Below are 12,367 nucleotides of genomic sequence, written 5' to 3' on the forward strand. Positions count from 1 at the left end.
GCGGCAAAGGCTCGCCGCCTCCCGCTGCGCCGGGATGCCAGCGCCTACAGGCGCTCGACAAACCAGTCGCAGATCATGCTAAGCGCTGGCTCGGGCCGATCCAGCTGCACGTGCGCGGCGCCGCCCTCTTCCTCCCGGAAGACCCGCAGTACCTTGTGCTTTGAGCTGACTTCGGCAAACAGCGCCTGCGCCTCCCCGAGCGGCGTCTGGCGATCGTGCTCGCCGTGGACGATCATGAAGTCGCAGGTGATGTTGGATGCCACGCCCTTGAGACGGAAGCGCTCCAGCTTGTCGAACGCCTGGTCCCAGTTCTCGACCCCCATGATGCGCAGGAAATGCTTGCCCGTGGTACCGAGCGCCGCGTTGCCATCGAGTTGCTTGATGCCTACGCCCTTTTCATAGCCCACGCGCCGCTGCCAGCAAGCATAGTAGTCATAGATGGCAGCCCAGGCCACGCATGCCTTGATCCGCTTCTCGAAGCATACCGCGCGCGGCGCGTAGTAGCCTCCCATGGACGCTGCCATCAGGCCAATGCGGGATGCATCGACATCTGCGCGTTTCGATACGTAGTCGACCACGGCGCCAAGGGCGACTTCCGAATCGTGCCTGGCCACGAGCTTCTTCAGGCGTAGCGTAGCGCCTTGGCCAGGACCGTCGAATCCCAGGCAGTTGATACCGCGTGCCGAAAGGGAACGCGCCACATAGAACATTTCTTCCTTGGTGCCATCGAGCCCGTCGTGCAGCAGCACGGTCGGCGCGGGTGAACTGGTATTTTGCGCCTTGACAAAATAAGCCGTGAGCGCTGCCCCATCAAAAGGAATGTCGAATATCTCGACTTCCGGCGTGGACAATTGGGCGAAGCGTTCAAAGCAAGCCAGATGCTTGGCATAGGCGATGGGGGCGCGGGCATCGTCAGGATCCAGGAATGCTTCTGTCCATTGGTAGTATTGCGCTGTCCGAAAGTATGCCTCCCGCGCGGTCACATTCCGGCCATCGCGGGCAGCCTCGGCAGCAACCGCCTCAACCTGCTCGGCAAGCTGCCCCCATGCCTTGTACCAGGCCTCCCCATCGCCCGCAGCGCCCACCCGGGACGCTTCGTGAAGATTGCGGCACGCCCAATCGATTTCGCCGAACAGCCCTCCGCCCGCCAGGCAGCGCAGGACCGAGAGAGACCACATATAGTTGCCGGGAAAATACTGAAACATAACATCTCCAAGTTCTTGTCAGTCATCGGCTTCATGCAATGGGCATTAATGCGAACATGAACACCTTGAATTCACCGTGATTCCGCAGGGAACTACCTATTGTTAAGGCCGCACCCTGACACGTAGACTCTAGAGAAATTCAACAGCATTGGCATAACCCAACCATCATCGCAATTACCGGATCGTCCGATAATGCCGATTTGCCAATGAATGAAATGGCTGGAGATTTCTCATGACCAAGGACCGCCTGATTCGCATCGCACGAGGAAGATATGGCCGCGCAACCTTGCACCTGATCGACGGTGCGCTGGTTTCCCATGCGCATGCTGAATTCCATCTCATCTTCAAGCTTGGCGGCGCCGACGCGAGCTTCGTCGCGGATGGCCAAACGGTGCGCGTTCTCGATGGCTCGGCGCTAGCGTTCAATCCATGGGTCTCGCACTCGAAGCTCGACAGCGGTGGAGACCCTTCACTGCTCCTGGCGTTACTGCTTGAGCCGGAGTGGCTCGGCAACGCCACCGGCGTCACCAATCCGGCATCGGGTTGCCATTTCTGCAGCGCAAGCGTGCCCGTTAGCGAGAAGACCGCGACCGACCTCCAATGGCTGGCAACGCTGATGGCGCAGCAAGGTACCGAAGACGGCGCCGACGGCATCGAAGCCGTGCTGGCGAGCCTGGTTCAGGGCGTGGCACAGAACCATCTGCGACAACGGAACATGACCGAGATCCTGGCCAATTCGCGCCCGTTGGACTTCCGGGTCCGGCGGGCTGCCGATTACATACGCCAGCATGCCGCCGAGAATCCGAACGTGGAACACGTCGCGGCCGCGGTCGGGATATCGCGCAGCCGGTTGTTCGACCAGTTCAAGGCGTGCATGGGCGTGTCGCCACAGCAATACCTGGACTGGGTCCGGGTACGCCAGGCCACTCGACTGCTGGCCCAGCCCGGCGTGAGCGTCGGCGACGTCTCGCATCAACTGGGATTCAGCGCCCAAAGCCACTTCACTCGCTTCTTCGTACAGCACCTTGGCCTGAGTCCCACCGAGTTTCGCCGAAATGGCGCGTTGGCCTGAGTATTCTCAAGCCTCGCGGCTACCCGCTGCCTGAAAACAATGAGGGCGACCACGTGGCCGCCCTGCATGACAACAAGCGACGCGTCAGGCTCGGAGCGAGCTCGATATACGGTCGCGAAGCGCTTTGCTGAACGCCGACTTTGGCATCATCCCGTGTACCGTCTTGGATGGAATCGCGCTATATGCGGTAGCCGTCTGGTTTGAGTACTGAGTGATTCGGAAGCTGGCCACAATACTCGAAAGTGAATAGACATCTTGAGGCTCGATGCCAGAGGCCGAGCTTAGCCACGCGATCATCTGGCGCACACAGGAAGTCAGCGCCTCATCCAGGTTCTTGCCAAAGCCCAGCGTTATCCAGTGCGTCGGCGTCTCCGCCATTGGCTGCGCCAGGGCCACCTTCTTGTGCAGGAAGTACTGGATCTGCAGATCCTCCATCGCGGTTTCAATGGCCGTCTGATTCACGACGCCGTCGCCTTGGACCGCGTGCGAGTCGCCTGTCCAGATGAGAGCGCCCTGCCGCTGCACCGGCAGGAAGAGCGAGGTTCCCTCGACCAATTCCCGCAAGACGAGATTGCCGCCGTACGGCCCGCTCAGAATGCCGCTGACCGGCTCGTCGCCGGCTGGCTGCGCTGCCATGACACCCTGGAATGGCGCCAGCTTGATCTGCACGCCAGGCGCAAACTCGGTATGCTGCCGCGACTCGTCAAACTTGAAATATCGCAAGTAGGGTTTATCGAAATCGCTGGGCAGCGCACCAACGCCCTTTGGCGCGGAATTCCAGCCCCACCCGATGGGCCGCAGCTTGATCATCCTGCACTCGACCACATCCCCAGGCATTGCGCCCCGGATTTCCACCGGGCCCACATTGGAGTACGGACCCTGGGGAAACCGCCTTCTTACTGGCTCGCGCTCGTCGTACGCCATGCCGTATTTGGCCCCGTTGGCCCAGTTCACCCAGGTATTGGGATAAGCAACAAGGTCGCCCGAGTCGATTGTGGCAACGGGCGCCGCTCTCGGGTCCAGGATACCGACCCTGACCGTGTCATCGCTCGACACGACGCGGTGCATGATGCGAGGTTTCGTAACCGGCAGCGGCTCGCTCACTGCCTGCTCGCCGCCCGAGGCAGGATTACCGATCGATGCGCTGAGCGCGTTGGTGCAGACTGCTCCCAGCCCTAGCGAGCCCGTCGTCTTCAACCACTGCCGTCTGTCTGTCATCATGGGAACTCCATTGAACTTGATAAGGTTTCCGAATCGCGCCGACAACCATGTTCCTACTTAAGTTGCGCAACGTACTGTGCAACCGCCGAGACTTCCTCTTGCGTCATCAGCGGAACAAGAAGGCTCATCAGTTTTCCCGGCCCGCCGCGCGCGCCGGATCTCCACGCATTGAGCTGCTGCGCGACATACTCGGGGTGCTGGCCCGCTATGCGGGGAAAATCGGGGACAATCCCCTCGCCGTTCGGCCTATGGCAGGAGACGCAGGCGGGCAAGCCACTGGCGGGATTCCCTTTCCAATAGACCGACCTGCCAGCCTCGACGAGGGCGGGATCGGTTGCCTTGCCCGGGCCCGGCAGCTGGCGGCTATAGAAACGGGCCAGCGCCCTCATCTGCTTGTCATCCAGTTGCCGTGCGATCGGCTCCATGATCTCGCTACTGCGCAGCGGCTTGCCACCCGCGCCGCCCTTGAACTGCCCCAGTTGCTTGTAGAGATAGGCTTCGTTCTGTCCAGCCAGGTTCGGAAACTGTCCGCCTGCGCTGGTGCCGGCCGGCCCATGACATGCCGCGCATGTCTGCGCCGCTATCTTCGCCACTGGCAGACCACGCGCGGCCTGCGGTGCCTGCGCGGAAGCCGCGCCTGCCGCAAGCAGCAGAACTCCCGCCGCGGCGGTGCCCAATCGGTGCACAACAAGCCGTCTCGAATCGTCATTTCTTCGCATCTGACAGGCATCCTCGTCAGTTGAGATAAGCGCCGGTCCTGGACACAATGGCCTGGGACTTGTCGGTCTCCGCCTTTACCCGGCTGGCGAGGGCATCCGCTCCGTCCTGGCTGAAGCTCGTGTCCACGCTCAGCTCAGCCAGATGCCTGCGAACCGCCGGATCGTTGAGGATGACTTTGGTTTCCGCGCGCAGGCGCTCAACGGCCTGCCTGGGCGTGCCTTTGGGCACGAACATGCCATACCAGACGGTCACGTCGTACCCGGGAATGCTCTCCGCCACCGTCGGGACATCCGGCAGTTCCTTGAGGCGCCTCGCCGTCCCCACCGCCAGCAGCTTCAGCTTTCCCGCTTTGACATGCGGCATGTACTCCAGCAGCGGCCCCATGGCCAGATCGATATGGCCGGCGATCATGTCGTTGATGGTTGGACCGCTACCCTTGTAGGGAATATTGGTGATGTCGACATTCGACATCGTTTTGATCATCTCCAATGGATAGCCGGTCGGGCCTCCGAAGTTCAGTTTTCCCGGGTTGAGCTTGGCGTAGGCAATCAGCTCTCCCACGGTCTTGTATGGCGCATGCGGATTTGCGACCAGCACCAGCGGTGATTCGCCAAGCGGTGCAACCGGGACAAGGTCGCTCGGCAAGCGATAGGGGAGCTTCCTGTAATAGGCCGCATTGACGGCGTGAATGCTATTCAGAATGCCGATCGTCTGTCCGTCCGGCGCTGCTTTTGCCAATGCGTCGGCACCGATATTTCCGCTTGCGCCAGGCCTGTTTTCCACGATGACCGGTTGGCCAAGCGCTTTCCCGAGCCGCTCCGCGAGCATCCTGGCAAGCACGTCATTGATGCCGGCGGGTGGAAACGGAACAATAAACGTGACCGGCTTCGCCGGCTTCCAGTCGCTGGCGGCCTGCCCGAAGGATGGCCCCGCAAGCAGGCCCAGGAGGGCCAGGCACGTCGCGATACCGGCCTTCCCGGCGCAAAGGATCGATCTCTTCTTGTAGAACATAGTTACTGCCTCCTTATTATTAATGCTATCTTCTACTCTAGCATTTTCATAAAACACTGCTTTCCAGATCATCCATGAATTTACCGCTTCCTCCACCGCACCGCGGCTGCGGAAGAACACGATGAAGATGGACAAAGACTCTCGGGAACCTCAACACCGTGAAATCGACATCACCATCCATTACGTTAATTACCTAATCATCCAAAAATTCGAATGCGGATGGTTATTTATACTCCAATATATTGCAATATATTAGAACCACAAACAAATGGAGGGCGACGCAGATGCACGAAAATTCATACACACTGATTGGCCACGGTCCGGCTCAGGTGATCGCATTGCACGGATGGTTCGGGCATGCCAGGGGGTGGGGCCCATTCCAGCAGCTCCTTGATGTCGAAAGGTTCACCTATGCTTTCCTCGATTGCCGCGGCTATGGCGGCTCGCGTGAAATGGGTGGCGAGTTCAGCATTGCGGAAACCGCCGGCGACGCGCTTCGGCTCGCGAACCGGCTGAACTGGAAACGATTCTCCGTGATGGGCCATTCGATGGGCGGCAAAGCCATGCAGGCCATGGCGATACGTGCTCCTGAGCAGGTGGCCGCCATGGTGGGCATTACGCCCGTGCCGCCGGGTCCGGTGCCGTTCGATCAGGCGACCCGTGCCTACTTCGAGAGTGCCGCGCACGATGCGCAGGCACGCTACGGCATTATCGATAACACAACGGGAAAGCGGCATTCGGGAACATGGTTGCAGGCAATGGTGGAGGACTCCATTGCACACTCGGAGCAATCTGCATTCGAGCAGTATTTCCACGCCTGGGCGGATACGGACTTGTCCGCCCAGGTCGCTGGAAATGAGACACCGACATTGCTGGTGGTTGGCGAGCATGATCCTTCTATCACACCCGCCTTGATGGAAAATACATACGGCCAACTTTATCGGAATGTTTCTCTGGAGGTCATCGGGAACGCCGGCCACTATCCCATGAACGAAACGCCGGTGAACCTGGTATCGCTCATTGAGCGGTACCTGCAAGATCAGCGCTAAGCGGGGCTGGCGGGAATGGCGACGGCCCGGCCTCGCTGGCGAACGGGCCGCTCGCATCTGTTCTTCGCGATCCCGTTTTGGGCTGTTTTTTTTTTTTGGCTGTTTTTGGCTGGCAAGATATGATGTCACGAACTCCGGGGATGCATCTTGATGCCAGTAGCGATTTCAACCGCGCTATGGCGCCTCGCTTGCGCCGATCGCAGCGATTCCACGCCGCGCGGCCTCCTCGTCTGCGTCCGAAGGGCCGCCGCTGACGCCAACAGCGCCCTCGAGCCTTCCCGCCACAAATACACCTAGCGAGCCCTGGGACGGAAAGAGCGGCCCTCCATAGACCAAGCTGCTCATCTGCCCGAAGACAATGGGGTTGGCCTGATAGCGCTTCACCAGGTCCGCGCCGGATGCGCCTCCCGTGGCTGCGGTAGCGGCGGCCTTGCCGCGTGCCACGTCGAAGGTGCCAAAAGGTGCGCCGTCCATCCGCACACCGGAGACGAAGTGCCCGCCTGCGTCGACCACCACGATGCTCACCGCCAGCTTGTTCTTTGCCGCGTATTGCATGGCGCCCGCAATCATCTGGCTGGCCCGTGTCAAATCGATCGATTGGGCCTGCGCCTGGATCGGGAAAAGCGGGCCGCCCGCAATCAATGCGGCTATCACGCTGCGGAACAACCAAGATGCATAATTGCCCATGTCACTACATTCCTGGCGAGGCGAAAGTCAAACAAGAAGTGAAGCAAGGGATGCATTCCAGCTTCAAAGATAGAAACTGGCCCGCCAGTGCGAGCCAGCCCGCTGAGTATGGGCGGGGGTGAGCGGCGGGAAAAGCCGCGGATTTATCGAATCGTCCACTTCTTTCCTCCCCTGCCCTGCCCACGCGGCCTCAGAACAGATGCCGGATGCCTGCCATCAGACCGCGCGGATCGGAAACGCCGGTCTTGCTGACCTGGTTGGGAATATTGGAGAACGTATAGTTGGCCAGGTTCGTATTCCAGATCTTGCTGGCATTGGCGTATAGCGTCGTCCGTTTCGAGGCGAAGTACTGGTAACCAAAAGACAGTTGATCGCCGCGATTTCCCGTGCCCGTTGTCCATTGAGTACCATAGGCAAGCAATACCATGCCGTTTGCACCAACCGGTACCGTCATGCCCACGTGCCACCCACGATCCCTGAGTTCCGCCTGGGCCGGCCTGTAGAGAATTGCCTGGCGTACATTGGCGTAGAGCCTGACCAGCGTGAAATCATAGCTGGCTCCGATCGCGCGCTCATCACGGTCCATTCCGTCGACCGCGCCGATACTGCTGGTCCGTTCGTAGGCCAGGCCCAGCCATAACGGCCCACGGCCATAGGTCAGTCCCAGTGCTTTGATCCGATCGGCATCCCGTGGCGCGGTGGCGCGTTCCGAGCCGAAGGAATAGAGCAAGGAGGCCTGCAAGCCGCCATAATCGGCGCTTTCGACGCGGATTGAATTATCGGCCCGAGCAGTCAGGCTGCTGCCCGCGGGGCCGCCATTTTGCAAGCGCCCCAGCGGGCCATACGGGGAAAAGCCAAATGCGGATGCCGCCCCTTCGATATAGTAGATCGGCGTATTTTGACGTCCGAATGTCAGCGCCCCCCACTTGAGGCTGCTCAGGCCAGCCCAGGACTGGCGCCCGAACAGGCGCCCGCCTTGTTGCAGGGTGCCGGTGTCAACCGCCAGGCCTGCCTCTAGCGCAAACACCGCAGCCAGATCATTGCCCAGTTCTTCCTTGCCCCTCAGGCCCCAGCGGGACTGATACAGCCCCCCGTCCTCCAGGCGCGCTACATTAGTGCTGCCGCTCTTCACGTATTCCACGTAGGTATCCACGACACCATAAAGAGTCACACCGCTCTCAGCGTTTGCCAGCGCGGGGCCTATCAATGCGACCGCAACCAATGCTCGTGCCTTCCTCATCCCATTCTCCTCCGGCTTAATGCTTATGTTGTTAAGGTTCTGCTTAGCCGCCTTGTTTATCTTCGCGCCACGTAGTTATCGTTTGACTGGTGCGCGGATCGGCAGAAGGGAGATTAAGGCGCGACAGGCTTTTCCACCTATCCCAATCGTCGCGCGGCTTGCGGTTACGTCCAGAAAGACCGGGCCATTTGCCAGGGAAGCCAGAAATGCGTGCGCCGCACCACTGTCGTGCGCCTGCACCCGCCAGCGGCAAACACCGCGCCCAACTGGTGCGCGCCCGCTCCATGCCGACCCTGTATTGCGTACAAAACCTGCACATCACGCTTGTATATCAGCCTGGCATACCTCTTGCGACTGAGCCTGGCATGACTTTCGCCGCTCCTTCCCTTCCCGCCTTCAGCGATGCCGCCGGCCCCCTGCGCGGCAGCACCTCCGCCGAGATTGCCGAGCGCATCACGCAATCGATCCTGGCTCAGCGCCTGGCGCCCGGCACGCGGCTGGGCGAGCAGGCGCTGGCCGGGCTGTTCGGCGTGAGCCGCACTCTGGTACGCGAAGCCCTGACCCGGCTGGCGGCGCGCGGCATCGTCACGGTGTCGGCCCGGCGCGGCTGGTTTGTGATCGAGCCCTCGCGCCAGGAAGCCCGGCAGGCGTTTGCGGCCCGGCGCGCGATCGAGCTGGGCCTGCTGCGCTATGCCGCGCCGGTCTCGGCGCACGCCATCGGCCGGCTGCAGGAGCACGTGGCGCAGGAGCAGCGCGCGCTGAGCGCCGACGACACCGCCCTGCGCAGCTACCTGCTGGGCGACTTCCATGTGTGCCTGGGCGAATGCGTGGGCAACGTGCTGCTGGCCGATACGCTGCGCGACCTGACGGCGCGCACCACGCTGATTGCCATGCGCTACCAGTCCAGCCACCAGGCCAACGAATCCTGTGCCGAGCATGGGCTGATCGTGGCCGCGCTGGCCGCGGGCGACACCGAGCGCGCCATTGCATTGATGGACGCGCACCTGCGCCACGTCGAGGCCGGCCTGAGCGCCGCCACGCCGCCGGCCCCGCCGGATCCGCTGCGCCAGGCATTGAGCCCGCTGGGGCATGCGGCCTGAGCTAGCCGCTTCATCGATTTCGATTTTTTGCATTTCCACCCCAACGACAAGCCAGCAAGGACCCTTATGAAGCTCTCCAAACTCCTCCTCGGCCTGGGTGCCGCCGCCCTCGCCTTCACGATGCAAAGCGCCGGCGCTGAAGCGCTGGACGACGTGGTCAAGGCCGGCGTGCTCAAGGTCGCGGTGCCGCAGGACTTCCCGCCGTTCGGCTCGGTCAACGCCGAGATGAAGCCCCAGGGCCTGGACATCGACGTGGCCGCGCTGATCGCCAGCAAAATGGGCGTGAAGCTGGAACTGGTGCCGGTCACCAGCACCAACCGCGTGCCCTACCTGCAGACCAGGAAAGTGGACCTGGTGATCTCCAGCATGGGCAAGAACGCCGAGCGTGAGAAGGCCATCGATTTCAGCGAGGCTTACGCACCGTTCTATAACGGCGTGTTCGGCCCCGCCGACCAGAAGGTGACCGGCGCCGCCGAGCTGGCCGGCAAGACCATCGGCGTGACGCGCGGCGCGGTGGAGGACCTGGAGCTGACCAAGATCGCCCCGGCGGCGGCCACCATCAAGCGCTACGAGGACAACAACGGCACCATCAGCGCATTCCTGTCCGGCCAGGTGCAACTGGTGGCGACGGGCAACGTCGTGGCAGCGGCCATCCTCGCCAAGAACCCGCCCAAGAAGCCGGAGCCGAAGTTCCTGATCAAGAACTCGCCCTGCTTCATCGGCCTGAACAAGGGCGAGCCCAAGCTGCAAGCCAAGGTCAACGCGATCCTGGCGCAAGTGAAGAAGGATGGCGAGCTCAATGCGATCACGATGAAGTGGCTGGGCATGCCGCTGCCGGCCACGCTTTGACGCGTCGATGCTTTGATGCGTTGATGCACTGACGAATCAAGCCACGGGAAGCCGTGCCCGGCGGCCAGCCGCCGCGGCACGGCGTACTGCGCCAGCTCCGCGCTCATGAGCGCCCCAAGGCGGGCGCCGCCACCGATCGCTACCGCATGTCCTACCAATTCGATTTCCTCTCGGCCTTCGACTACGCCGGCGTGTTCGCGCACGGCATCCAGGTCACGGCTGAGCTCACCGCCGTGGGCGGCGCGCTGGGGGTGATGCTCGGCATCGCCTGCGCCTGGGCACGCACCCAGGGCCCGCCCTGGCTGGCGGCCATCGCGGGCGGCTATGTGGAGCTGATCCGCAATACGCCGTTCCTGATCCAGCTGTTCTTTATCTTCTTCGGCCTGCCCAGCGCGGGCGTGCAACTGGGAGAAATGCAGGCCGCCATCCTGGCCATGGTGATCAACCTTGGCGCATACAGCGCGGAGATTGTCCGCGCGGGCATTGCGGCCGTGCCGCGCGGCCAGCTCGAAGCCGGCGCCAGCCTGGCGATGTCGCCCTTCCAGGTGTTTCGCCACGTGGTGCTGCGCCCCGCCCTGAAGAAGATCTGGCCGGCCCTGTCCAGCCAGGTCGTGATCGTCATGCTGGGCTCGGCCGTCTGCTCGCAGATCGCGGTCGAGGACCTGACCTTTGCCGCCAACTTCGTCCAGGGCCGGAATTTCCGGGCCTTCGAGGTCTACCTGCTGACCACCGGCATCTACCTGCTGCTCGCCATCGGCCTGCGCCAGGTGCTGCGCGGCATCGGCGGCAAGTTGTTCCGGAGGGCGTCATGACCGATTTTTCAAACTGGGACATCCTGCGCAACCTGCTGATGGCGGTGCGCTGGACCGTAGTGCTGTCGCTGGTGGCCTTTGCCGGCGGCGCCGTCATCGGGCTGCTGGTGCTGCTGATGCGCATCAGCCGCCGGGCACCGGCGCGCCGCGCCGCCTGGGCCTTTATCGAAGTGTTCCAGGGCACGCCGCTGCTGATGCAGCTGTTCCTGGCCTTCTTCGGCCTGGCGCTGTTCGGCGTGGAGATCCCGGCCTGGCTGGCCGCCGGCCTGGCGTTGTCGCTGTGGTCCGGCGCCTACCTGGCGGAGATCTGGCGCGGCTGCGTGGAGGCCATGAGGCCATCCCCAAGGGCCAGTGGGAGGCCGCCGGCTGCCTCTCGCTGGGGCACCTGCAGCAGATGCGCTACGTGATCCTGCCGCAGGCGCTGCGCATCGCCGTCGCGCCCACGGTGGGGTTCGTGGTGCAGATCATCAAGGGCACGGCGCTGGCGTCCATCATCGGCTTTGTCGAGCTGTCCAAGGCCGGCACGGTGATCACCAACGCCACCTTCAGTCCCTTCACCGTCTACGCGTTGGTCGCGCTGATCTACTTTGCGCTGTGCTGGCCGCTATCCCGCTACAGCCGTCACCTGGAAAGGAAGCTCAATGTCGCTCATCGCCATTGAAAACGTAAAGAAGCGCTTCGGCGCCAACGAAGTGCTCAAAGGCATCGACCTGAAGGTCGAGGCCGGCGAGGTCATTGCCATCATCGGCAAGAGCGGCTCCGGCAAGAGCACCTTGCTGCGCTGTATCAACGGCCTGGAGAGCATCGACGAAGGCAATATCACCGTGGCAGGCGCCAAGCTCGGCGACAGCGAGCTGGAGCTGCGCGCGCTGCGGCGCAAGGTCGGCATGATCTTCCAGCAGTTCAACCTGTTCCCGCACCTGAGCGCGGGGCGCAACGTGATGCTGGCACCCACCGTGGCGGGCGGCGTCAGCGAGTCGGACGCCATGACCCGCGCGCGCGAGTGCCTGGCCAAGGTGGCGCTGGGGGAGAAATTCGACAGCTATCCCGAGCAGCTGTCCGGCGGGCAACAGCAGCGGGTTGCGATTGCGCGCGCGCTGGCCATGCAGCCACGGGCGCTGCTATGCGACGAGATTACCTCCGCGCTGGACCCGGAGCTGGTGATGGAGGTGCTTAACGTGGTGCGCCAGTTGGCCGGCGAGGGCATGACGCTGCTGATGGTGACGCACGAGATGCGCTTCGCGCGCGAGGTGTGCAATCGGGTGGTGTTCATGCATCAGGGGCGCGTGCATGAGATCGGGCCGCCGGAGCAGTTGTTCAGCCATCCGGCTACGCCGGAGTTGCAGCAGTTCCTGGGGATGGCGGCCTGAGGGACTGCCTGCCCCCTCTGCCGCACGCGGG

The 12,367-nt window shown here is 62.5% G+C and carries 12 protein-coding genes and 1 pseudogene; 7 read left to right on the forward strand and 6 right to left on the reverse strand.

The features are described from left to right. Window positions 1-44 precede the first annotated feature (44 nt). The gene (locus OR16_RS03190; RefSeq protein WP_006156523.1) at window positions 45-1,205 is read right to left on the reverse strand and encodes an alpha/beta hydrolase family protein; all 1,161 of its coding nucleotides are present in this window, start codon (window positions 1,203-1,205) and stop codon (window positions 45-47) included. Between the two features lie 232 nt (window positions 1,206-1,437). Here OR16_RS03190 and OR16_RS03195 point away from each other — a divergent pair, with 232 nt between their 5' ends. After that, window positions 1,438-2,277 (forward strand): helix-turn-helix domain-containing protein, encoded by an 840-nt coding sequence (locus OR16_RS03195; protein WP_006156524.1) that lies wholly within the window; start codon window positions 1,438-1,440, stop codon window positions 2,275-2,277. 84 nt (window positions 2,278-2,361) lie between these two features. Here OR16_RS03195 and OR16_RS03200 read toward each other — a convergent pair whose 3' ends face one another. From OR16_RS03200 to OR16_RS03210, 3 genes are read right to left on the reverse strand one after another with little or no spacing between them, the layout of a single operon-like run. Then, on the reverse strand, window positions 2,362-3,498 hold the full coding sequence (locus tag OR16_RS03200) for an acetamidase/formamidase family protein (protein ID WP_006156525.1): 1,137 nt from the start codon (window positions 3,496-3,498) through the stop codon (window positions 2,362-2,364). Between the two features lie 53 nt (window positions 3,499-3,551). Then, window positions 3,552-4,184, reverse strand: coding sequence for a c-type cytochrome (locus tag OR16_RS03205; protein ID WP_237716910.1), 633 nt, complete (start codon window positions 4,182-4,184; stop codon window positions 3,552-3,554). A gap of 49 nt (window positions 4,185-4,233) precedes the next feature. Then, window positions 4,234-5,364: a Bug family tripartite tricarboxylate transporter substrate binding protein gene (locus OR16_RS03210; RefSeq protein WP_237716911.1), complete on the reverse strand. Its 1,131-nt coding sequence runs from the start codon at window positions 5,362-5,364 to the stop codon at window positions 4,234-4,236. 149 nt (window positions 5,365-5,513) lie between these two features. On the opposite strand from OR16_RS03210, the gene OR16_RS03215 reads away from it, so the two are divergent. Then, complete coding sequence (locus OR16_RS03215) at window positions 5,514-6,278, forward strand: alpha/beta fold hydrolase (protein WP_006156528.1); 765 nt, start codon at window positions 5,514-5,516, stop codon at window positions 6,276-6,278. 174 nt (window positions 6,279-6,452) lie between these two features. Here OR16_RS03215 and OR16_RS03220 read toward each other — a convergent pair whose 3' ends face one another. Both OR16_RS03220 and OR16_RS03225 read right to left on the reverse strand, forming a co-directional pair. Beyond that, on the reverse strand, window positions 6,453-6,965 hold the full coding sequence (locus OR16_RS03220; protein WP_006156529.1) for a GlcG/HbpS family heme-binding protein: 513 nt from the start codon (window positions 6,963-6,965) through the stop codon (window positions 6,453-6,455). A 190-nt stretch (window positions 6,966-7,155) separates the two neighbouring features. After that, complete coding sequence (locus OR16_RS03225; protein ID WP_063709560.1) at window positions 7,156-8,205, reverse strand: porin; 1,050 nt, start codon at window positions 8,203-8,205, stop codon at window positions 7,156-7,158. 365 nt (window positions 8,206-8,570) lie between these two features. Here OR16_RS03225 and OR16_RS03230 point away from each other — a divergent pair, with 365 nt between their 5' ends. From OR16_RS03230 to OR16_RS03250, 5 genes and pseudogenes are all read left to right on the forward strand, one after another. Continuing rightward, window positions 8,571-9,305 carry a GntR family transcriptional regulator gene (locus tag OR16_RS03230; RefSeq protein WP_006156531.1) on the forward strand — a complete coding sequence of 245 codons (735 nt, stop codon included), beginning with the start codon at window positions 8,571-8,573 and terminating at the stop codon, window positions 9,303-9,305. A gap of 66 nt (window positions 9,306-9,371) precedes the next feature. Beyond that, window positions 9,372-10,154 (forward strand): transporter substrate-binding domain-containing protein, encoded by a 783-nt coding sequence (locus OR16_RS03235; RefSeq protein ID WP_006156532.1) that lies wholly within the window; start codon window positions 9,372-9,374, stop codon window positions 10,152-10,154. A 146-nt stretch (window positions 10,155-10,300) separates the two neighbouring features. Beyond that, window positions 10,301-10,966, forward strand: coding sequence for an amino acid ABC transporter permease (locus OR16_RS03240; RefSeq protein WP_006156533.1), 666 nt, complete (start codon window positions 10,301-10,303; stop codon window positions 10,964-10,966). Next, window positions 10,963-11,627: pseudogene (locus OR16_RS03245) on the forward strand (amino acid ABC transporter permease). Before OR16_RS03240 ends, OR16_RS03245 begins: the two are co-directional and overlap by 4 nt. After that, a complete protein-coding gene (locus OR16_RS03250) occupies window positions 11,608-12,336 on the forward strand; it encodes an amino acid ABC transporter ATP-binding protein (RefSeq protein ID WP_006156536.1) in 729 nt (242 codons plus the stop codon). Before OR16_RS03245 ends, OR16_RS03250 begins: the two are co-directional and overlap by 20 nt. Window positions 12,337-12,367 lie beyond the last annotated feature (31 nt).

It is taken from the genome of Cupriavidus basilensis OR16 (genome assembly GCF_000243095.1).
Classification (GTDB): Bacteria; Pseudomonadota; Gammaproteobacteria; order Burkholderiales; family Burkholderiaceae; genus Cupriavidus; species Cupriavidus basilensis_D.

Coding starts and splice junctions, on each gene's coding strand:
- OR16_RS03250 (WP_006156536.1), top strand. CDS start 11,608: ATGTCGCTCATCGCCATTGAAAACGTAAAGAAGCGCTTCGGCGCCAAC.
- OR16_RS03215 (WP_006156528.1), top strand. CDS start 5,514: ATGCACGAAAATTCATACACACTGATTGGCCACGGTCCGGCTCAGGTG.
- OR16_RS03235 (WP_006156532.1), top strand. CDS start 9,372: ATGAAGCTCTCCAAACTCCTCCTCGGCCTGGGTGCCGCCGCCCTCGCC.
- OR16_RS03190 (WP_006156523.1), bottom strand. CDS start 1,205: ATGTTTCAGTATTTTCCCGGCAACTATATGTGGTCTCTCTCGGTCCTG.
- OR16_RS03240 (WP_006156533.1), top strand. CDS start 10,301: ATGTCCTACCAATTCGATTTCCTCTCGGCCTTCGACTACGCCGGCGTG.
- OR16_RS03195 (WP_006156524.1), top strand. CDS start 1,438: ATGACCAAGGACCGCCTGATTCGCATCGCACGAGGAAGATATGGCCGC.
- OR16_RS03230 (WP_006156531.1), top strand. CDS start 8,571: ATGACTTTCGCCGCTCCTTCCCTTCCCGCCTTCAGCGATGCCGCCGGC.
- OR16_RS03200 (WP_006156525.1), bottom strand. CDS start 3,498: ATGATGACAGACAGACGGCAGTGGTTGAAGACGACGGGCTCGCTAGGG.
- OR16_RS03225 (WP_063709560.1), bottom strand. CDS start 8,205: ATGAGGAAGGCACGAGCATTGGTTGCGGTCGCATTGATAGGCCCCGCG.
- OR16_RS03220 (WP_006156529.1), bottom strand. CDS start 6,965: ATGGGCAATTATGCATCTTGGTTGTTCCGCAGCGTGATAGCCGCATTG.